We start from the raw sequence: 23,303 nt of genomic DNA, 5'->3' as shown, positions 1-23,303 counted from the left end.
ATCAATTAGCTCTAACTTATATTAAAATACCTATCAAAATACTCTTTCAACCTTGTCAAAACACGTTCTTTTAATGATGTGCGTTCTCCTGTTGGGGTAAAACGAGAAACTGGCGGTAAGATCTTTGCAAAAGATGTACCTGCGGATTGGATTTCACCATTCTTAAATGAATTATCTACAAAAGTTTTCGTTTCCTCTTCCTTCAATCGCTCTTCGACAATGATTTGATTCAGTTCAGCTTCTTTTTGTTCTTTAACATATTGAATCCATTCTTCATCTACATTAGAGGATGGTGTCAAAGAATCGACAAACTTCTCGATTAAGTCTTTTTTATTTCTCAAATCAACACTAGAATCAATTGCTTTCTGAATATTCACAACGATTTCTTTATCTTTCATATGCCCCTCGTGGTATTTACGAATGAGCATCAAAATATAATCTATATTGATTTCAACCTGCTTGATGAGTTCCATTTCAAACTCAATATCATCAACCACATTCTCTCGATCCCCTGTTCCCTGTCCTCTGAATTCATTGTATAATTCAATGTAGATACTGTGGTAATCTTGAAAATCTCTATCCGATAATATCTCCTTACCAGCAAACTCATCAAACGAGCGGAGAATATTCATTAACTTAAGAATAGCACCATAGAGTCGAATAAACTCCTTTTTAGCCTCTTCACTGACGATACGAACACCAATAGGGAATTTCTCTAGCAATTCTTGAACTAATTCAGCATATCCCCTAACATCTTTCTTACCATCATTATACCCGTAATAGTATTCATCAAATGTTTTGAGCAATACAATTCCTCCAGCTTCTTTATTAACAAATAATGCCAAAGCTTCATTTGTATTCTCTTCAAGATTTCGGAAACACACAATATTTCCAAAAGTCTTGATCGAATTTAGTATACGATTCGTTCTAGAATAAGCCTGTAGTAAGCCATGCATGCGTAAATTCTTATCCACCCAAAGCGTATTTAAAGTAGTAGCATCAAATCCTGTTAAAAACATATTCACAACGATTAATAAATCGATTTCTCGATTTTTCATGCGTAATGAAACGTCTTTATAATAGTTCTGAAACTTATCAGGTGAAGTATCGTAATTGGTCTTAAATTCTAGGTTATAATCTAGAATTGCATGATCCAGAAAATCACGATGTGATGGACTTAACCCTTCTGTTGATTCAGAGTTTTCATCTTCGACCCCATCTTCTTCAGGATCATTTTGTCCAAAACTGAAAATCGTAGCAATTTTCAATTTACGAAGCTCAGGAACTTCTTTTTGTTGTCTTTTGAATTCTTCGTAATATAACTTGGCTGCATCTATGGATGTAACTGCAAAAATAGAATTAAACCCTCTTCTCCGTATTTTCTCTTTAATTTCCTCAATTTTGTTTCGGTCTTTTGCAGAAGCGACTTCATGCACATTTGCCAAAGCAGTCATATAATATGGCTTGGAATTGCGCATTGTTTTCTGATCAAAATGCTCTAAGATATAGTTTACATTGTTAGCGATATATTTTGGAGACAAAAGGATTTTCTCTCTGTCAATATCACGCACTTTTTGATCTGCAATATTTTCCTTTTCCTTAATCGTACGAATGTAATCTACTCTTAATGGCAACACATTCTTATCTGCTATAGCATCTACAATAGTATAAGTATGAATAGCGGACTGATGCATAGCTTCAGGACAATTCACTGGATCGCCATGCACATAACAGCCAAAAGCTTGAACGGTAGTCTTTAAATGCGCCTTGCCTCCACTATTGGAGTTCTTCGCAAAAATAGGCGTACCTGTAAATCCAAATAGAAAATACTTCTTGAATGTCTTGGTAATAGACTCATGCATATCACCAAATTGCGAACGGTGACATTCGTCAAAAATAAATACTATCGGTTTACCGTAGGCTGGATGATTTTTCTGTTTCTTGATAAGAATAGAAAGCTTTTGAATGGTGGTAATAATGATTTTCGCATTCGGATCATCCAATTGCTTTTTCAGTACCGCTGTATTGGTATTACTATTTGCTGCTCCTTTTTCAAACTTATCATACTCCTTCATTGTTTGGTAATCCAAGTCTTTACGGTCTACAACGAAAATTACTTTTTCTATGAAAGGTAATTTACTTGCCAATTGTGCCGTTTTGAAAGAAGTCAATGTCTTACCTGAACCAGTGGTGTGCCATACAAAGCCACCAGCGTCTATCGAACCGTACTTTTTATAGTTGTTAGAAACATTTATCTTTTGTAAAATTCGTTCGGTAGCTACAATCTGATAAGGTCGCATAACCAAAAGCAACTTATCTGATGTAAATACACAATATTTAGTAATGATATTTAAAATTGAATGCTTGGCAAAAAACGTTTTACCAAAGTCCATCAAATCTAATATAGGCCTATTGCTACCATCTGCCCACCAAGAGGTAAACTCGTAACTATTGCTTGTCTTCGACTTCTTTGTACTCTGTTTATCCTTTTCTTTGATATGTGTATAGCGTGTGGTATTACTATAGTATTTGGTCAATGTCCCATTGGAAATGACAAATAATTGGACATATTGAAATAAGCCACTATCTGCCCAAAAAGATTCGCGTTCGTAGCGATCTATCTGATTGAATGCTTCTTGTAAAGAGACACCACGTTTCTTCAACTCTATATGCACCATCGGTAGCCCATTGACCAATACAGTTACATCATAACGATTAGCACGATTACCCTCAGCAGTTTCATATTGATTGATAACCTGAAGGTTATTATTATGAATATTCTTTTTGTCGATTAGATAAATATTACGAAGTGACCCATCTTCACATTGTAATGCTTGTATATAATCTTCTTGAATCAATCGGGTTTTATCCTCGATATTAACATTGGGATTTGACAATTTACATTCAAAGAATTGCTTCCACTCCTTTTCGGTAAATTGATAATCGTTCAATTTTTCTAACTGTACACGTAGATTATTGACCAACTCCGTGTTGGTATGGATCGTTAGAAATTCATATTCCTGTGCTTTTAATAATTTAATAAAAGCCTTTTCTAACTCAGCTTCCGACTGATAGTGTACTTCTTTTTTGTATTCGGATATATATTCTGAAACTACAGTAGATTCTGTATTTTCAGCGATTAGGTTATAATTGGTTATTGGCATTATTCTTTAATTTTCTTCGTAATAGTAGGAATAATCAATTCCTTTCATAAACATCTCTCGACTATTGATATCTTCAGTCAATGCACCATTCAGTGCTGACTTTAGAATGTCGCTATTTAAGACACTTTTTATCATAGCTTGGTGATAGTCGTTCTTTGCGATCTTACTCCAATCCACGCATTTTTTCAATGCACGCTTAAGCATCAAATCCAACCAAATACGTGTACTTCTGCCATTACCTTCCATAAATGGGTGGGCAATATTCATTTCTACATATTTGTCTACAATTTGATCAAAAGTCGCATCAGGCATAGCTTCAATATCTTTCAACGTATTGGGAAGATAATGCGCCATAGCGAATTGAAATCCACCCTTTGCAATATTCTTAATTCGTATTTGTCCAGCAAAATCATATAAACCACCAAATAAATAAGCATGAATTTGCAACAAACCTTTTACTGTCCCCACTTCAATATTATCTATAAATGAGCTTTCGAACAAAGCATAAGCTTTGTTCTTACTTTTACCATCAATGGTTTCATCGCTGTAGGTAAACCATTCTATAAAGCGATTCGCTTTGGTACCAGGAAAAGTTTTGCCTAATCTTATGATACCTTCGTAATCTAGAACATCAGCCAACCTTCTTTTTCCATCTGGAGCGATAAATTTCAACTGGGTAGTAGCACTAACCACTTCACTATTTTCCTTCTTTAACTTCGCTTTAAGGTACTTCCAGTAGTTACGGGTTTTGGTATAATCATCTTGATCAGTCAATACAGCGACAATGTCTAATACCGAAAACCACCACTTGTTATGTGTATCGTCCCAAATGGCTCGAACCTCACGGTCATCAAAAAAACGAATCGAGACTTTATCCATAATGACTAAGCACTTTTTGGTTCAAAACTCAACAACTTACCACGATAGTATTCATACTGCTCTCTACGAGCTTTTATTTCCGCTGGTAAACCTGTAGAAATATCATTGACCAAAGCATCAAATTTATCTAAAATAGCAACTATACGATTTTGCTCTTCTATTGATGGCAGTGGAATTTTTATTTTGGCTAAATCTTTAGCTGATACATCAGTTACTTTTGTTCCTTTAGCTAATTTCTTTTTTTGCCTAAAAAAACTACTTACTTGAGTACAATAAACAATATACAATGGGTTTTCATTATGCTTGAAAATACATGCATGCCCTCCAGTTACAATTTCATCCTCTCCCAACCACGCCACAGCTTTACATACATCTTCAATATTCTCACTTGTATTTGTTATTATAATATCTCCCTTATTAACTTTCTTTAATTTTTTCGCTAATTCTTCCGATACAAACGATTTAGTTTCAGTAGCTGAAGTTCCATAGTAGGTATAAACTTGACCATAATGGATACATCCAACGCCTGACTCTCTAAAATCTGTTTTTTGTAGACCACTTCCTCGAATAAACTCTCCGATATCCCCTAACGTCTTCCACTCTACATCTTTGCCTTCAAAAGAAAGTAGCTCATTGCGATAATATTCGTATTGGCGCGTACGCTCCTCCAGCTCCGCCTCCAGCTCCGCCTCCAGCGCAGTAAACTTATCTAAAATCTCAACTATTGCTTCTTGTACAGGCAGTGGAGGGATGGAGATTTTAACTAATGTTAGATCTACTTTATTCACAGCAGGTATACTGCCAATTTTTCTTAAATCTATCAAGTCCTGTTGATTTTCTTTTAAGAAATAATAGATAAATTTAGTTTTAACATATGAAACAATACTATTAATTCTATAGCACAGAGGTCCACACCAAAATTCATTTAATTGATATCCAACATGTCCAGCACCTCCTTGACCTCTTGAGGGAATTGTTATAGTTCCACCTTTTGTATTTGATAGAGAAACGCTTCCAGATGCCTCTAGTCCAGCATTAATATAAGGAAACTTATAACTATTAATTTCTAATATAGAATCTGGTTTTTGACCAGTTATAATACTTGCAATATCACCTAATTTCTTCCATTCCACTCCTTCAGGACAATATTGCGCAATTAATTCATCTATCTTACTCATTTCCTACTCCTTCCAAGTCATTCACAATAGCATCAATCGAAATGCGCAACTCTTGTTGACGAGCTACAATTTCTTTTATACGTAGATTTAACGCTTTAATATCTGTAGCTTCTTGCGTATTTTCTTGCTCTACATAGGAACTAACGGCAATATTGTAATCATTCTCCGCAATCTCCGCATTCGGTACTAATCGAGCAAAATGATCTACTGATTCACGAGTAATGAAAGCCTCTAATATTTTCTTACGGTTATCGTCCGATAATTTATTCTTGTTACCACCACGTACAAATTCGGCTGATGCATCAATGAACAATGTCGCATTATCCTTTTTACTTTTCTTCAAGACAAGAATACATGTTGCGATTGTAGTTCCAAAAAATAAATCAGAAGGCAATTGTATAACAGTATCTACATAATTATTATCAATTAAGTATTTGCGTATTTTCTGTTCTGCACCTGTTCTATACAATACCCCTGGAAACTCTACAATCGCTGCTGTACCCGAAGTAGCCAACCATGAAAGCATATGCATTGTAAAAGCTAAATCGGATCTTGACTTCGGGGCTAATACACCTGCTGGTGCAAAGCGTGGATCATTAATTAATAATGGATTGGCATCGCCTTCCCATTTGATCGAATACGGCGGATTAGATACGATGGCATCAAATGGCTCATCATCCCAATGCATCGGATCCATCAAAGTATCACCATGTCCGATATTAAACTTCTCAAAGTTAATATCGTGCAAAAACATATTGATACGACACAAGTTGTACGTTGTAATATTTACCTCTTGCCCATAGAATCCTTGACGAACATTCTCCTTACCCAATACTTTGGCAAACTTCAATAATAATGATCCCGAACCACAGGCAGGGTCATACACTTTATTTACTTCTGTTTTGCCTACAACAGTAATTTCTGCCAATAGTTCTGATACCTCTTGAGGTGTAAAGAATTCCCCTCCAGATTTACCTGCATTACTTGCATACATTGTCATCAGATACTCGTAAGCATCCCCGAAAGCATCTATATTATTGTCTTGGTAATCGCCTAATTTAAGACCAGCTATGGCTTTTAGAATTTTAGCCAAAAGCTTATTACGCTGTTCTACTGTACCACCTAGTTTATTGCTATTTACATCCACATCATCAAACAATCCCTTCAAGTCATCTTCACTATCTGTACCATTGGCAGAAGATTCGATATCCTTAAAAATTCTATGCAAATCCGTGTTTAAATTTGGATTATTTTCTGCATTCTTTTGTACATTTTCGAATAGCTCAGATGGTAATATATAGAAACCTTTTTCAGCTACCGTATCTTTACGACCATATTCAGCATCTTCGTCCGAAATTCTAGCAAAATCAAAGTCTGTATTGCCTGTTTCCCATTCGGCTTTGTTTATATGTGATCGTAGATTCTCAGAAATAAAACGATAAAATAAAATCCCTAATACATAGGATTTGAAATCCCAACCATCTACACTACCACGTAAATCATTTGCTATCTGCCAGATGGTTCTATGCAATTCGTCTCTTTCTTGCTCTTTTGTCATTTGATAAATTAATGATTTATTGATTTATAACTGGTATTAAGTATTTTAAACATACTCAAAAAAAGTAAATAATATTACGGGAAACCTTTTCTAAAAAGCTTATAATTCAGTATGACCTTTAAAAAATTAAATATGCATCAATTTTGAATATAATATCGAATAAAAAAGTGTTTTCGCTTCGACTTACTATGTTTAATAGTTAAAATAAGATAATTATCACTTACTTCCCGATACAAAACTTACTAAAAATATTCTCTAACAAATCATCTGTTGTCACTGTGCCAGTGATCTCACCGAGATACTGCAAAGCCTGTCTGATGTCCATTGCTAAAAAATCCGAAGTAATCGGATTATCTATCCCGAACAACACCTTCTCTAAAGCCTCTTGCGTATGCTGCAAAGCTTCCACATGACGAATATTCGTAATCATCACATCTTCTGTATTGATATTGGAAAGATTCACCTGATTCAACAATTCATCTTTAAGCTCTTCAATCCCTAAACCCTGCTTTGCAGAAATATAAATCGGATTCAATATCTCAAATTCTACTTTCTGTAACTCTGTCAATAAATCCGACTTATTAATAATCGTCACAAATGGAATATTTAATCCTTGTACATCCGCAATCTGTTGTTGAATATCACTAATTTGATCCTGCGTAGGGTCAAATAGGTAAATAATCAATCGCGCTTGCTTCATCTTTTCTCTGGTTCGCTCCACCCCTTTTGCTTCGATGACATCCTCCGTATCACGAATTCCGGCTGTATCGATAAATCGAAAAGTAACCCCGTGAATATTGATTTCATCCTCAATGGTATCTCGGGTTGTACCGGCAATATCTGAAACAATAGCACGCTCTTCATTCAGCAAAGCGTTCAATAAAGTGGATTTACCGACATTAGGTTTACCAGCAATAACCACCGGAACACCGTTTTTAAGTACATTACCTTGTTCAAAAGAACGAATCAACTTCGCGATGACTGAATGTATCTGCTGAATCAATGATCTCAATTGTCCACGATTAGCAAATTCTACATCCTCTTCTGCAAAATCCAACTCCAACTCAATAAGTGAAGCAAAGTGAACAAGATCCTCACGAAGTTTCTGTAATTGGTTGGAGAAGCCACCACGCATTTGTTGCATGGCTATCTGATGAGAAGCTGCAGAATTCGAGGCAATCAAATCTGCTACTGCTTCCGCCTGAGACAAGTCCATACCACCATTTAAGAAGGCACGTAAGGTAAATTCTCCCGCCTTGGCTGCTCTTGCTCCCTTTTTAATCAAAAGTCCTATGACACGCTCGATAATGTATTTAGAATTATGCGTGGAAATCTCTACTACATTTTCCTTGGTGTAAGAGTTTGGACCTTTAAATAAGCTCACCAATACCTCATCGATAATCTGATCACCATCACGAATAGTCCCAAAGTGTATGGTATGAGATTCCTGCTTATTCAAATCCTTTCCTTTGAAGACCTCATTGACCAATTGTATGGCTTGAGAACCGGATAAACGAATAACCGCTATAGCACCATTAGCACCAGGTGAAGTAGCCAATGCGATAATGGTATCTTGAGAAATTAATGACGATGTAGACATAGCGCAAAGGTAATAAATATGTCCTTAGCTAAATAAAAAATACCCGATGCAATGCACCGGGTATACAATCAACCTAAACCTTATTCATAAATAAGATGAACAAATCTAAAATCAATTTATTTTAAATTTTATGGTTAACCGTAAAAGGGCTAAATAAAAAAAGCCTTTTGATTCTTTTCTAATGAGAAAGGAATCTAAGGCTTCTATTAATTAAAAATGAATAGGAAAAATTCTTATTGTTTGATCAAGAGGTTCTGGTCAATAGCAGTCTCTGATTCTTGAATCCTAAAAAGTATATGTAAATAATGAAATACACTGGCAGACTCCACTTCTGGGTATTTCTTCGCAATTTCAGAGGTCACATCATTATAAATGTGAAAATAATCATTTGGTGGAAGTGGAGATTCTGCTAAATAATTTCTATTGGAAGCTTTCAGTTCTTGATTTTGTGCAGACTTTGGAATAATAATCTTTAAATAATCTGAAACTTCATTACCAGGGAAATAAAATTTAAAATGTTGGGAATTGCTAGATCCTTGCTTTATCAAGGTAAGACCAGAAGGACCATAATTTGTGAATATATTAATTTGGAATTCACCATTTTCCAGTATTTGATCTACGGAAATAGATTTATCATCTTTAAAGATATAATAATCCCTCTTGGCATTGGCTTTTAATAAAATTACCTGCTGTTTCTCAAAATTTCTATATTTTAAGATTTCTTGACGAATTTCTTCCAATTTACTAGAGGAGGCATTGGCTTTTATCTTTACTTGTGGCATAATTTCCAACACATGAAAGAACTGAAATGGATCAACCACATGAATGGTCAGATTTACTTTAGCAGCATTTTTTTTATCGGCAACAGTTAAGGTGGTAGTACCTATCTTTTTTCCTTTAAACTTAAAATAACCAGGATAATAATTCTCATTAGAAAAATCCCATTCAAACAGAGCTTCATCCGCAGCTACTACTTCATAATCGCCATTACCCCGCTGTATATTGACATGTAATTCATGCCCCAAAGGAACAAAATAAGTTTCTTTATTAAAAGAAAGGTCTTCATAATACTCAGTATCTTCTTTTTGACAAGAACTAAAAGTCAACAGCAAGAAAGCTGTGACAAGCATACTAAAGGGTAGTAATTGAAAAATACGTTTCATAACAAATAATTAGTTGATATGTTATGAACGGATTTTAAACAATTAACGCTACAGGTATGTGAAAAATATTAATAAACTAAATGACCTTTTGTAATCAAATGCTTGACCTCTGGAAGTCGTGCTACCGCTTCTGCCGAACAGGACACATCCATGAGAACAAAATCAGCCTTATCCCCTGCTTTAGGCCATTGTTGAACACCTTTATCATCTAGTGGCAGTTTATCTACATTTGCCAACTTTAGTGCTCTCGATAATTTAAATTCCGTACTCCAATTATACAATTGAGCAGCTAAATTCGCTTTATGCAGTACACTTCCAGTTCCAAAAACATCCCAATGATCGACTATGCTGTCATTTCCAGTCATAACTGTGACACCCTTATTTAATAAAGTAGGAATTGGCATAATTAATCCTGCAAAAGGAACTGTTGAAACAATACCTATCTGTGCTTCCGCTAATTTCTCGGCAATAGCTTCCTGTTCTGCTTGAGTCATTCTCCCCAAAGCAAAACAATGACTTAAAAATGTTTTACCTCTTAAAGCAGGATTCTCTAGCACTTTTTTAATCAAATATTTAATGGTTTGAACACCTGATGCACCTGTTTCATGCAAATGAATATCAATTCCTTTTTGATTATCCAATGCTAATTGCACCGTAAAATCAATGGGTTTCTCTATTCCTCCATCAATACTCATTGGATCTAGTCCGCCAATAAAATCTATTCCAGCTTGTGCAGCATCCTTCATATAAGGCACAGAATCCGTATAATAGAGTCCATGCTGGGGAAAAGCGACCAGTTCAGCAGAAAAACTATCCTTCTTTAAATTCAATGCTTGTTTTAAATGATCTAATGACTCTAATTTTGATGTCGGTTCGATATTGACATGACTTCGTGCAAAAGAAGAACCTTTCGATTGTAGTAACTCGATTAAAAAACCAGCCTTTTCAATAGAAGATGATAATAACCCTGGAAGAATCTCTTGTTCCAATGCTATCATTGCCTTAACCCCACCAGCCCGAGCCCTCCTAGCCTGCCAATGATCCCCATAAAAAGTCTTATCCAAATGTATATGCATATCCTTAAAAGCAGGCAACATCAGATATCCGTTCGCTTCAAAACCACCGGGAACAGAATTGTTTTCCATGATTTTAGTAATCTTCCCATCCGTAACTTCAATTTGAAATAGTCCAGCTTTTGTAGAGACAACCTCATCTCCATCATATTCAAACCCAGTTTCTAATCGAACATTATTATAAATTCTTTTTTCCATTTTTCCTCCTTCTGTATCATCCGTCTGCTGCTCAACAAAATTTTCTCCTTTTAAAGATCCGGTGATCCCTAACCCACATATACCCAAAACAGACTTTTTAATGAAATTCTTTCTAGTTAGCTCATTCATATAGGGTAAGATAGTGATTAGATTTGAAACCGCTGTGCCGTTAGATGTGAGATAGGAGACCGCTGCGCTATTAGATATAAGACTACAAATAACAGACTTTGGTTTCCAACTCATTGCAAATCTCCTTTACATTTACACAGTTGAATAATTTGAACATTCAACTCCATCCAGCATAAAAAAAGGTCGATGCATGCACCGACCCTTTACTAGAGGTATTAAAATTTAAAATAAAAACATAAAAAAAATTCTCTTAAACCAGACCTATCTCCTTACAATAAGCCACCAATTGCTCATTTTTACTAAAGCTTAGCACTTCCTTCATTAGGTTTAATCTCTTCTCAATGCTACTTAAGCTGGAAGGTCTAATATTGCGTTGTTGCAAATAATGTGGCATTTCCTTCTGAGGAATTCCTTCATATAACAACTTTACAATATGCATATCAAGATTACTGAAGTCATGCGCATTTCGATCTTGAATTATTTTCCTTGTCTCTGGAGATTTATAAGTTTTATTAAGCGAAATGGCATGTAATGCTTCACGTAGATGTTGTGCATCCCTACGAGCCTTACGGACGTAGGCATCAACATAGCCAATGTCAAATAACTGATCAATCTCTAAACTACGGTCCAATGCAGACAAAATAATAATCTTGATATCGGGTTGTATAGCTTTAACTGCACGAATAAGCTCAATACCATTTTTCAAAGTTTGTGGATTTGCATCATCATCAAATTCGATATCTGTCAAAAGCAAATCATAAGGCTCAGCATCTTGAAGAGCCTTTTTTATCCAGGTGAGCGCATGATCACAGTAGAATACATATTTCGCATCTGGGATCCCTAAATCATGTAGGGTTTTCTGAACTGAAATATTTGCAATCTCGTGATCCTCGGCAATAAGTACTTTTTTTATCATATAGGTCTGTCCTTTAACAAACAGGAATTTTTATGCTTATTGCTAAGCCATTCCCTTTTTCAGATTCAAATGTAATATCACCATTTAAGCTTTCTATACGGGAAACCGTATTCTCCAGTCCCTTTCCTAAAATCGATTCATCTCGCATTCCTTGCCCATTATCTTTATAATAGATCAATAGAAGATTATCCACTCGAGAAAACTTGACAATTACCGTATCTGCCAAACTATGTTTACACATATTCACCATCAATTCTTGCAGCGAGGTTTTCAGTTCATCTAAAATCACTCTATTCAATCCATTCCAGGTTTCTTCATCATTACCCACCAACAATACCCGACAAGATGAACTTGAAAAAGATGTTAATAAGGCAGCCAAACCAACATTGTATTTCAGATCTTGCGATTCCACATCTTTGTCATGTGAAATATCCCTAGACTGATTATACATCAATTCCAAGCGATCCAAAATACCATCACGATCTAAATCTTCCTTATGCTCAATATCCATCATAACACGATAGATTCCATTCGCAACAACATCATGTACTTTTTTAGAGGTTTTAAGTTTATTGGCTTTAATTTGATTTTCAGCCTCCAAGGCCATACGCTTGCGATGTTTTCTATGCGCCAAATAGCCCAACAGCAGAGAAATCAAGACCAATATGAATCCTAATCGGAACCAGGTAAGCTTATAAGATACTTCTGCTTTATCTTTTTGCAATTGAAGGTTCTCGGATTTCGACTTCTCCACCTCATAACGAATTAAAGCAAACTGATTACGAGCAGCTAGGCGCGCATTATCTACTGAATCTTGCAGATAATTCAAATCTTTAAAATAATGTTTGCATTGATCAGAAGTGGTCAGATTTATCAACTGCTTTAGTCCGTCAATTTTATCCCCTGCCATTTTGAGCTGTACGGCAATCTTATACCGTTTATTTGCATACGATAATGCAGAATCCACATTGCGCTTTTCGTAATATTTGGTCAAATAATAATAGCTGGAATTTAGACCGGCACTATCATTCAGCGATTTACGAATAGCCATAGCCTCATAATAATCATCTTTTAAATCTAGATCAGGATTCTGTAGTTCACGGGTTCGAGCAATATTGTTAAGCGTCCTTGCATATTCCTTACCTCCCTTAATCGATTTTTTCAAACTTTCTTCAAAGAGCTGTATAGCTTCCGAGTATTTACCAGCCCCTCTATAGCAGAGTGCTAAGTTGTTTTGATAGACAGCAGCATTAACAGAATCACGTTCAAAAAATAAAGCTTTTTCAAAAAAACCTATGGCTTTAACATCATCCTCCAATCGGTCACTTACATTTCCTAAATTATTGTAGATGATCGCAAGACTTGGATGATCCTTTTTTTTATTTTCATTTAAAAATGCTAATGCTTGAATGGATGTTTCTTGTGAACCAAAATAATCACCAGATTCTTGTTGAGTGATTGCCATATTAATTAATGCATAAACTGCATAAGTGCTATCTCCCTGACTTAAATACTCCTGCCTTGCTTTATCAAAATAGTAAAAAGCACTATCTTTTTGACCCTTATCTAAAAACTCATAGGCCTTTTCATCAAAGACATTTTCTGGGTCTTCTTCTTTGTTTCTTTCATGCTTAGTACAGGCAAATAAGAAAAGGGTAATAATAGTTAATAATAATGGCTTCACAGGTCTGGAATTTACATCGAAAATAAGCAAAATACCCATTCAGGTCAATCCAATTCCCTAATATTCTTAGTGAAACTGATGTTTTTCTTTGAAAGAAATCCAACCATCCTCCTTAGCCTAAATAGAAAATTGAAATAAGGTAATGCGATAAATTCAAACAGTAATAACGAGTAATTCAAATAAGATTTATAATTTCATATTGAAATAGAGAAACCGAATTGTTTAGATCAACAGCCTTTATCCAAGATCATTGATCGAGAAAAAGCTTAAGCATTCAACCAAATATAAATCTTAAACTGCATGAAAGCCGCAAGCACCATCATTATTGGAAGTGGACTATCAGGTCTAGTAACTGCTTATGAAATCACCAAAGCTGGCAAGAAAGTGATTATTGTGGACCAAGAAGGTCGACAGAATTTAGGTGGTCAAGCATATTGGTCATTTGGAGGGTTGTTTTTCGTGGATTCTGTTCATCAAAGGCGATTGCGTGTAAAAGATTCATTGGCCTTAGCAAAAAAAGATTGGGCAGGTTCTGCTAATTTCGACCGTTCTGAGGATCATTGGCCGAAACAATGGGCCGATGCTTATGTAAATTTTGCCTATCAAGATAAATACGACTATGTGCGAAAATTAGGATTAAAGTTCTTCCCAATTGTAGGTTGGGCAGAAAGAGGTGCTGGTAATGCTTTCGGACATGGAAATTCAGTTCCAAGATTCCATATCACTTGGGGAACAGGACCGGGAGTGATAAAACCACTTGTAGAACATGCCCTAGAAATGGAAATTCAAGGACTATTGGAATTCAAATTCAGACATCAGGTTAGCAATATTCTAATTGAAAATAATCAAGTAAAATCCATATCTGGAAACATCTTAGCAGAAGATCATAAAGAGCGCGGAATGGCTAGTAACCGAGAGGTAATCGATCAATTTTTATTAGAAGCTGAACATCTTGTTATAGCCACAGGTGGAATTGGAGCTAATTTGGAAATGGTAAAAAATCAATGGCCTGCTCGATTGGGAAACCCGCCAAACAATATGGTTTGTGGAGTTCCAGCATATGTAGATGGCAAAATGATGCAAATAGCAGAAAATGCTGGTGTACATATTATTAATAAAGATCGCATGTGGCATTACACGGAAGGATTGCGCAATTGGAATCCAATTTGGCCTAATCATGGAATACGAATTCTTCCTGGACCTTCTTCCATTTGGTTAGATGCTTTAGGTAATCGACTTCCTGCCCCACTCTATCCAGGTTTTGACACTTTAGCAACTTTAAAACACATTCAGAAAACTGGACATAGTTATTCTTGGTTTATTTTAACTCAATCCATTATCAAGAAAGAATTCGCCTTATCAGGATCAGAACAAAATCCAGATCTTACCAATAAAGATTATGGCTTACTAATAAAACGCTTGTTTGGAAAAGAAGCAACAGGTCCTGTTGAAGATTTCAAAAAACATGGTGTAGATTTCATTACAAGCAATTCTTTAGTAGAACTTGTCGATAAAATGAATAAGCTAAGTGGTAATAATTTATTGGATTTTAATCAAATAAAGCAGATAATTGAGGAGCGCGATTCCCAATTGGATAATTCCTTCTGCAAAGATTTTCAAATAAATTACATCCAAAATACCCGTCGATACCTTGGTGATAAAATTGCAAGGACCGCCAAACCTCATAAGATCCTAGACGAAAAGCACTTTCCGCTCATTGCTGTCCGTTTAAACATCTTGACAAGAAAAACACTTGGTGGAATTGAGACCAATTTAAATAGTCAAGCCTTTAATCAGGATGGCAAAATCATTGCTGGTCTATATGCAGTAGGTGAAGCTGCAGGTTTTGGTGGTGGCGGAATGCATGGGTACAATGCCTTAGAGGGAACCTTTTTAGGGGGATGTATCTTTACAGGAAAACAGGCGGGTCAGTTTATCAGTAAAAACACTTAATTTTACCCAACAGCAAACAATTACACTTAAATTAACCTAAAGTTGAAAATTTGAGTTAAAAACAGACTAAATTTCATTTGCTTATCAATTTTATTTTTTTCATTTTAGTATATATTCGTTATAATATTTGACAATCAGAATGCTACAGCTTATTTTATATTATTTTTCAAATATTTCAACAAATTGTTTGAAAAATGAATAACTAATCTTAACTTTAGACAACCAATGAATAAACGGGAAAGAATCAAAAGTAAAATTGAACAGGCCGCGATGGACTGTTTCGAACGTTACGGACTGGACAAGACTACCTTAGAAGACATAGCTAAAGCAGTTGGCCTAAATAAGACTTCACTTTATTACTATTACAGAAATAAAGAAGATATCTTCATTGAGGTAGCCCTACGAGAAGGTGAAAAATACATTACTACCCTTCAGGAAACAACAATAGCCAAGGATGAGATTGAGGAATGTATTAGCTTTTATCTCGAATCACGATTCAATTATTATACGCAAATATTAAATATGAATCGCGTTTCGGTAGAAACACTAACCAAGTTACTTCCTCGGTTTTTTGAACTCTACGATGCCTTAATGCGTCGCGAGAAGGAATTCCTTACTGGTCTATTAAGTGATGCTGTTAAAGCAGGGAAAATCAACATGAAAACCCCTCAAGAAGTAGCTTCCGTTCTGATCAATTTTACAGATGCCCTAAAGCATAATGTTGAACAACAAGCGATTCTCAAGAGAGAGCAAAATATAGATTATACTCAGAGCCTTAAAGATATCAAGACACTTGTAACTTTAATTTTTGACGGAATAAAAAATTAGCCTAGCCCAATCCCAAGGTAAAGAGTATCTGGTAAAAGAAAGCTTGTTTATTGCTAATAAACAATTATAAACCAAATAACCATGAGAAAAATTACCTATCTACTGATGGCCTATTTTTTATTTGCTATTGGAGCGTCCCATGCTCAGCAGCATATTCAAGGGGTCATTCGAAACCAGATCACCCAGGAACCGGCTTCGGCCATATCCATTAAAATCAAAGGTTCTCGTGAAGGAACTTACAGCAATGACCGAGGACAATTTCAATTAAACAGCTCCCAAGCATTTCCAATTACTTTGTTGATTTCTGCCATTGGATATGACAGCCAAGAAATCAAGGTAGAAAACAACAACCCAATACAGATTTCTTTGAGTCCGGCAACAACATTGGCACAAGAAATTGTGGTATCGGCGAGTAGATCAGTACAAACCAAACTCTCCTCCCCTGTTACCATCGAACAATTAAGTGCTAAAGATGTACAGAACTCACCACAGTTGAATTATATGGATATGATTCAGGGACTTCGAGGGGTAGACGTTACGGTATCAAGTTTAGGATTTACATCAGTTACCACTCGCGGTTTCAACACCTCGGGGAATACGAATTTCACGCAAATGGTAGATGGTATGGACAACCAAGCACCAGGACTAAACTTCCCTTTAGGGTCTGTAATCGGTCTAACGCAATTGGATGTAGATAATATCGAATTACTTTCTGGAGCATCTTCTGCGCTATATGGTTCTAGAGGATTAAATGGAACCATGATTATGACTAGTAAGGATCCATTTAAATACAAAGGGTTAAGTGTCTTGGTTACTCAAGGTGTCAATCATATTAACAGCAAAAAAAATAATGATCCGGTAGATGCTTCTCCAGTTTATGATTATGTCATTCGCTATGCAAATAGCATCAATGATAAGTTTGCCTACAAGGTAAATGCGCAATACACAAAAGCTAACGATTGGGTCGCCAATTCCACGGTAAATAAAAATGGCCCTGGTGGTCCAGATACTGACCCAAACTACAATGGCATCAATATGTATGGCGGTGCAACTAGTACGGATATTAACCCATTCATGTATGCCGCTATGATGGGCAATCCTGCCTTACAACCATTGATCGAACCTATGCTCGCTAAACCAACCTACGTTGCTAGAACAGGATATCCTGAATTTGGTTACTTAGATAATAACGCTAATCTATTCAAGGTAAATGCAGAACTAAGGTACCGGATTAACAACAATCTGGAGGCTATTGCATCGGGTACTTTTGGTACTGGAAACATTGTCTACACCAATGATACCCGCTATCAAATCAATGATTTTAAGGTCGGACAGTATCGTTTAGAATTAAAATCTGAAGATTGGTTTTTAAGAACCTATACCACGCAAGAAAACTCAGGTAATACCTTAATTGCTGGACCTACAGCTCAATTAATAAATGAAGCATGGAAGGTTAGTTACGATGGTGCAACTGGTGGATGGTACCCCGAATATACTGAAGCATTCTTGACAGCATTGGCTACCGGAAGCTCAGAACAGGAAGCACATATGGCGGCGAGACAATTTGCTGATCAAGGTCGTTTATTGGAAGGTTCTGAAGGCTTTAATACCCTAAAAGATAAAATCTCACAAACACCAATATCAGAGGGTGGAACTTTATTCTTAGATCGGTCGTCCTTATACAATACCGAGTTCCAATATAACTTCAATAAATTAATCCCATTCATGGATGTTATTGCGGGTGTTAATTGGCGATTATATAACCTAAATTCCAAAAACACCTTATTCCCTGATAAGGACAAACCGATAAAAGTCAATGAATACAGTGCTTATATACAATTAGGAAAACGCCTATTGGAAGAAAAGCTAACTTTAAATACATCATTCCGCTATGATAAGAACAGTTTATTTGGAAAGCCTAAGGTGACTTCTAGAGCATCCGCAGTGTACCAAATGATGCCTCAAAATTATTGGAGATTCTCATATCAGAACGCCTATAGCTTCCCATCCAATATTCAAGCTCTACAAAACACCATGAATGGCTATAACAGCTTTTCCTCAGGTGGTTCCAATTTATTGTTGAATGACCACTATCATTTCAATGAGTTCCCGCCATACACCTTACAGAGCGTACAGGAATATCAACAAACGAATGATGCATCGAAATTAAAACGTTTTGAATACGATGATATCAAACCTCAAACTGTAAACGCTTTTGAGTTGGGCTATGCAACAGTGATTTCCAATCGCATTCTTGTAGACGTTTTGGGATATTACTCCACTTGGAAAAACTTCATTGGTTATGCCAATGTGGTGAATACCCCAGGTACTGATGATGTCAATGCATTCAAAGATCAAAGTAAATACATGACTTATAACATCGCTTTCAATGGTGGAGAAGAAGTCAATACCTATGGCTATGCAGCAAGTTTTGGAGTCGATTTAGGAAAGAACTTCATGACAAAAGTAAATTACTATTCAGACTATCTAAAAAACAAAAACAATAGCCAAATCAATAACTTTAATACCCCAAATTACCATGTGAATTTTGAATTTGGCAACTCTGGATTTGGCAAAAAACAAGCTTGGTCCTTTAACACAACCTTACGCCATAAACCAGGCTACCATTACGCAGTTGCCGGTGGATTGGGGGAAGGCACAGTTCCAGCATCTTTAGTTATTGATGCCCAAGTAACCTATAAAATCTTAAAAGCACGTTCTGGAATCCGTATTGGAGGAACCAATATCACCAATAAGTATTATTCAACTGGTATTGCTAATCCAAGGATTGGCGCCATGTACTACGTGACTTATGCTTACAATCTATTATAAACGAACAAACAAAAACCATAGATATGAAAAGAATTTCAATTGCTACCGCATTATGCGCCAGCATCATGTTTAGTTGTAAAGGTCCGACAACAACTAGCAGTAATTATGGGAATCAATTAACATTTGGCCCAGGAGAAGAACAGAAAATTGAAGAAGCTTTCTTGTCCATTAAGGACAGTACAGAAATTGTTCTTCAAGAAGGAAACTACAAGTTCGAAACCCTAAGCATTGCTCAAGCTAACCACGTTATTATTCGTGGTGCTGGTCCCACCAAGACTATTTTGGATTTTAAAGATCAAAAACAAGGCGGTGAAGGCATTCGGGTTACCGATGTGACCAACTTCAGCATTCAAGGAATGGCCATTCGGGACTCCAAAGGCGATCTCCTAAAAATCAACAAAGGAAAGGATATTAAAATCAGTGAACTGCATGCCATTTGGAGTACCGCCGACTCCACCAGTGGTGGTTATGGTATTTACCCTGTACTATGCAGCAATGTATTAATTGAAAATTGTTATGCTGAAGGGGCTTCGGATGCCGGTATATATGTTGGTCAAACCAATGGTGCTATTGTTCGAAACAGTAAAGCAGCAAAAAATGTTGCGGGATGTGAAATTGAAAATTCCACCAATGCTGAGGTTTATAACAATGAGTTTTATAACAATACCGCAGGATTCTTAGTTTTTGATCTTCCAGACCTCTCTCAACGTGGAGGTAAAATTAAAGCCTATAACAACAATATTCACGACAATAACTTCAAAAACTTTGCTAAAGCAGGCAGTTTTGGAACCTCATGGGGTGTGGGAAATGCCTCTCCAGGAAGTGGTGTTATCATTTTAGCAACATCGGATGTAGAAATCTTCGATAATAACATTAAGAATAACAATACCTCAGCCATTACTATTGCTTCAGGTTTTTCAGTAGATGATAAAGCTGCTGAAAAAATCAGCGACAAGTACAACCCTATCCCTTCAAACATTAAAATTCATGGAAATACCATTAACATGGGTAATGAATTTCCAAAACCTGCTTATGATCACCGTGTTGGCCAATTAATAATAGCAACAGAACAACAATTAAACGTGGTGGAAACAGATCGTAAAAACAAACGAATCCCCGCTATTTTATACGATGGTGTAACAAGCAATATCTTGACCCAAGGTACTGATCCAAATCCAGATAAATTGTGTATTAATCAACCTGGTGAAAACATGTTTGTCAATGCAGATTTCGCGATGGTGAAAGACCCTAAGAATTGGAAACCATCAACCAATATGCAGCCTTTTGTATGTAAATAACTATGAAAAAATATAGTATAGCTCTTGCATGTTGCTTTCTGCTGATTTACTTGCTTCAAGCTTGCTTGAATCAGCAGAAGCCACAAGCTTCAACTAGCTCTGAGTACCAGTTTAAGGATAAACTTTCAGATTATGCCTTTTTTAAGGGGAATCTCGTCGATTTAATTCCGAATGAGCATTTGATAAATTATGACCTTAGCTCTGCCCTATTCACTGATTATGCTATAAAAGACCGTTACATCGTTTTACCTACTGGTAAAAAGATGAAATTCATCAATAATGAGGAGTTGGATTTCCCGGATTCTACCATGATCATTAAAAATTTCTCTTATCGAAATCAAGAAGATCAAATAATTCGCATTGAAACTCGATTAATGTTTAAGGATCCAGCCGATCATCAATGGAAGGTCATGAATTACCTTTGGAATGAGCAACAAACAGATGCTTTAAAACATATTCGTGGGGCAAGCTTACCTATCTCTTTAAAAGATGACCAAGGGAAAATGCATCAAACAAATTATATGGTACCTAATACCAATGATTGCAAGCGATGCCATATAAGGGATTCTAAACTTATACCTATAGGTCCCAAGGCTCGAAACATGAATTATACAAGAACAGGACAGAAACAAAACCAACTGGCAAAATTAGCAGAAGATGGTCACTTAAGTAATCTCCCCGATTTACAGTCTGTGGAAGTACTACCAAATTGGATAGACAAAGCTAATTACAGCCTAGAACAAAGAGCAAGAGCCTATTTAGACATCAATTGTGCACACTGTCATCGAACTGGTGGTGATGCCTTTAATACAGGCTTATTCTTAAGCTATAATGAGGCAGACACGGTTCGTTTGGGGTATTATAAAGGTCCAGTTTCAGCCGGTTCGGGTGCAGGTGGCCTAGACTATGATTTGGTGCCTGGACATCCTGACAAATCTATTCTCTATTATCGGATGAATAGCACGGAACCTGGTACAGCTATGCCTGAATTGGCAAGAACGCTCATACATCAAGAAGGAGTCGATTTAATTAAATCGTGGATCAAAGAACTGAAATAACATTTTTCAAAACAGCTGCTCATTTAAAATGGAAATACGCGTTCAGGAAATATTTGATAAGCAAGTTATTCAACAACATGTTCTTCGCAGAACAACGGTTGAGGAACGAATAGCCAAATTGAAAAAACTTAAAAAAACACTACTCCACTTGGAGAAGGATATATTTCAGGCACTCCAATTGGATTTACGAAAGCATGAAAAAGAGGCTGCAATAACAGAAGTATATTTTATTTACAGTGAGATCGACTTTGCCATTAAGCATCTTCGAAGATGGATGGGAAAACAACATAAATCGGCCTCCATAACTAATTTATTGGCTAAAAATTGGACACAATTTGAACCCAAAGGAATCTCCTTAATCCTTTCACCATGGAACTACCCATTTCAGTTAAGTATGAGTCCACTCCTATCTGCGGTGGCTGCTGGATGTGCAGTATTGCTAAAACCCTCAGAATTCAGTCCACATACCGCTGAAATATTAAAGGAAATTATCTCTCAAACATTTCCTGAGGAAGAAGTCACATGCCTATTAGGAGACAAAGAGTTGGCTACCGATCTTCTGAATTTACCTGTTGCTAATATATTTTTTACGGGTAGTCCTAGCATCGGAAAAATAGTCATGAAGGCAGCCAGTAATCATCTTTCTGGCCTAACCTTAGAATTGGGCGGTAAATCTCCGGTACTTATTGATAAAAATTACCCATTAAAGGATGCTGCTCAAAAGATTGCTTGGGGTAAATTAATCAATGCCGGACAAACCTGTATTGCTCCCGATTATATCCTTATGCCTAAGGAAATGATTCCGGCATTCGTATCGGAATTTGCTATTGCTTGTCAGGAGATGTTTTATAATGTTGATCAAAGTATGGACACGAATAAGTATGCTAAAATCATCAATACAAAACATCTGAATCGTTTAAAAGAATTAATCGCAGAGCTCAATGACAGCAATGGAACCATACTTTGGCAATCCAACATTAAAGATCAGGAGTCTTTCCCAGCAACATTAGTTCAAATTTGGAATGTCAATAGTAGAATTATGGATGAAGAAATCTTTGGCCCTATATTACCAATTGTTGGCTTTGATAGGATCGATGAAGCATTGGCTATCATTCAAAATAAACCCAAACCCTTGGCCTTATACATTTTTAGCAATAGTACGGAATACGTGACCTCCATAACTCAGACCTGTAGTTCAGGAAGTGTTTGTATCAACGATGTATTATTGCAAGTCTCCAACCCTAACCTGCCTTTTGGTGGAATAAATACTTCTGGCATGGGGAGTTGTCATGGGTTTTATGGATTTAAAGCTTTCTCACACGAAAGAGCAATGATGAAACAAAGTAAATGGAGTATTACAAAACTCATTTACCCTCCTTATAAAAACAAAGATCGAATATTTAAATTTTTGAAATCGTTCATGTGATTAATTAATAGGAAGGCTTGCTTAGTTCAAGCCTTTCACTTTTAGGTATAAAATGCAATTCACCTATTTACAGTCTATTCTTTGCATTCAAGTCAGTATAGATTCAGCTCGTGTTAAGTTCGACAATGACTCTATATGGCGTCCATATTGCTTCGAGACTCTAAGGGATTTTCCTTGTATCTGATAGGGATCTTCTTCGGATCTCGTTCGGTCGGAACCGAACGAGATCCGAAGAAGATCCGAACAAGTTCCGAAGGAGATCCGAATAAGTGTCGAAGCAAACCCCTTGAAATAGTTATTGTCTTATACTGAAATAGGTTTACAGAATTCGAAGAAATTACTGATTGAAGTTTACAAATATATTCT

The 23,303-nt window shown here is 36.2% G+C and carries 15 protein-coding genes; 6 read left to right on the top strand and 9 right to left on the bottom strand.

Going from position 1 to position 23,303, the window contains the following annotated elements; all coding sequences use genetic code 11:
• Window positions 1–11: 11 nt before the first annotated feature.
• From ABD676_RS16525 to ABD676_RS16485, 9 genes are all read right to left on the bottom strand, one after another.
• Window positions 12–3,164 (bottom strand): type I restriction endonuclease subunit R, encoded by a 3,153-nt coding sequence (locus ABD676_RS16525; protein ID WP_344675851.1) that lies wholly within the window; start codon window positions 3,162–3,164, stop codon window positions 12–14.
• Window positions 3,165–3,170: 6 nt separating this feature from the next.
• Window positions 3,171–4,043 carry a protein adenylyltransferase Fic gene (fic, locus tag ABD676_RS16520; RefSeq protein WP_344675850.1) on the bottom strand — a complete coding sequence of 291 codons (873 nt, stop codon included), beginning with the start codon at window positions 4,041–4,043 and terminating at the stop codon, window positions 3,171–3,173.
• A 5-nt stretch (window positions 4,044–4,048) separates the two neighbouring features.
• Complete coding sequence (locus ABD676_RS16515) at window positions 4,049–5,221, bottom strand: restriction endonuclease subunit S (protein ID WP_344675849.1); 1,173 nt, start codon at window positions 5,219–5,221, stop codon at window positions 4,049–4,051.
• Entirely contained in the window at window positions 5,214–6,779 is a 1,566-nt protein-coding gene (locus ABD676_RS16510; RefSeq protein ID WP_344675848.1) for a type I restriction-modification system subunit M, read from the bottom strand. Before ABD676_RS16510 ends, ABD676_RS16515 begins: the two co-directional genes overlap by 8 nt.
• A gap of 220 nt (window positions 6,780–6,999) precedes the next feature.
• Window positions 7,000–8,379: a tRNA uridine-5-carboxymethylaminomethyl(34) synthesis GTPase MnmE gene (mnmE, locus tag ABD676_RS16505; RefSeq protein WP_344675847.1), complete on the bottom strand. Its 1,380-nt coding sequence runs from the start codon at window positions 8,377–8,379 to the stop codon at window positions 7,000–7,002.
• A gap of 233 nt (window positions 8,380–8,612) precedes the next feature.
• Window positions 8,613–9,542 (bottom strand): hypothetical protein, encoded by a 930-nt coding sequence (locus ABD676_RS16500; RefSeq protein WP_344675846.1) that lies wholly within the window; start codon window positions 9,540–9,542, stop codon window positions 8,613–8,615.
• Window positions 9,543–9,610: 68 nt separating this feature from the next.
• Window positions 9,611–10,942, bottom strand: coding sequence for an amidohydrolase (locus tag ABD676_RS16495; RefSeq protein WP_344675845.1), 1,332 nt, complete (start codon window positions 10,940–10,942; stop codon window positions 9,611–9,613).
• Between the two features lie 250 nt (window positions 10,943–11,192).
• On the bottom strand, window positions 11,193–11,858 hold the full coding sequence (locus ABD676_RS16490; RefSeq protein ID WP_344675844.1) for a response regulator: 666 nt from the start codon (window positions 11,856–11,858) through the stop codon (window positions 11,193–11,195).
• 13 nt (window positions 11,859–11,871) lie between these two features.
• Entirely contained in the window at window positions 11,872–13,542 is a 1,671-nt protein-coding gene (locus ABD676_RS16485) for a tetratricopeptide repeat-containing sensor histidine kinase (RefSeq protein WP_344675843.1), read from the bottom strand.
• Between the two features lie 300 nt (window positions 13,543–13,842).
• Between ABD676_RS16485 and ABD676_RS16480 the strand changes: the two genes are divergently transcribed.
• From ABD676_RS16480 to ABD676_RS16455, 6 genes are all read left to right on the top strand, one after another.
• Window positions 13,843–15,495, top strand: a complete 1,653-nt coding sequence (locus ABD676_RS16480) for an FAD-binding dehydrogenase (RefSeq protein WP_344675842.1) — start codon at window positions 13,843–13,845, stop codon at window positions 15,493–15,495.
• Between the two features lie 225 nt (window positions 15,496–15,720).
• Window positions 15,721–16,323 (top strand): TetR/AcrR family transcriptional regulator, encoded by a 603-nt coding sequence (locus ABD676_RS16475; RefSeq protein WP_344675841.1) that lies wholly within the window; start codon window positions 15,721–15,723, stop codon window positions 16,321–16,323.
• A gap of 81 nt (window positions 16,324–16,404) precedes the next feature.
• Complete coding sequence (locus tag ABD676_RS16470) at window positions 16,405–19,155, top strand: TonB-dependent receptor (protein WP_344675840.1); 2,751 nt, start codon at window positions 16,405–16,407, stop codon at window positions 19,153–19,155.
• Between the two features lie 23 nt (window positions 19,156–19,178).
• Complete coding sequence (locus ABD676_RS16465; RefSeq protein WP_344675839.1) at window positions 19,179–20,453, top strand: parallel beta-helix domain-containing protein; 1,275 nt, start codon at window positions 19,179–19,181, stop codon at window positions 20,451–20,453.
• A gap of 2 nt (window positions 20,454–20,455) precedes the next feature.
• Entirely contained in the window at window positions 20,456–21,511 is a 1,056-nt protein-coding gene (locus ABD676_RS16460; protein WP_344675838.1) for an SO2930 family diheme c-type cytochrome, read from the top strand.
• 28 nt (window positions 21,512–21,539) lie between these two features.
• Window positions 21,540–22,937, top strand: a complete 1,398-nt coding sequence (locus tag ABD676_RS16455) for an aldehyde dehydrogenase family protein (RefSeq protein WP_344675837.1) — start codon at window positions 21,540–21,542, stop codon at window positions 22,935–22,937.
• Window positions 22,938–23,303 lie beyond the last annotated feature (366 nt).

This window comes from Sphingobacterium kyonggiense (assembly GCF_039536825.1).
Taxonomy (GTDB): domain Bacteria; phylum Bacteroidota; class Bacteroidia; order Sphingobacteriales; family Sphingobacteriaceae; genus Sphingobacterium; species Sphingobacterium kyonggiense.
This window is presented reverse-complemented; position numbering and strand designations above follow the sequence as displayed.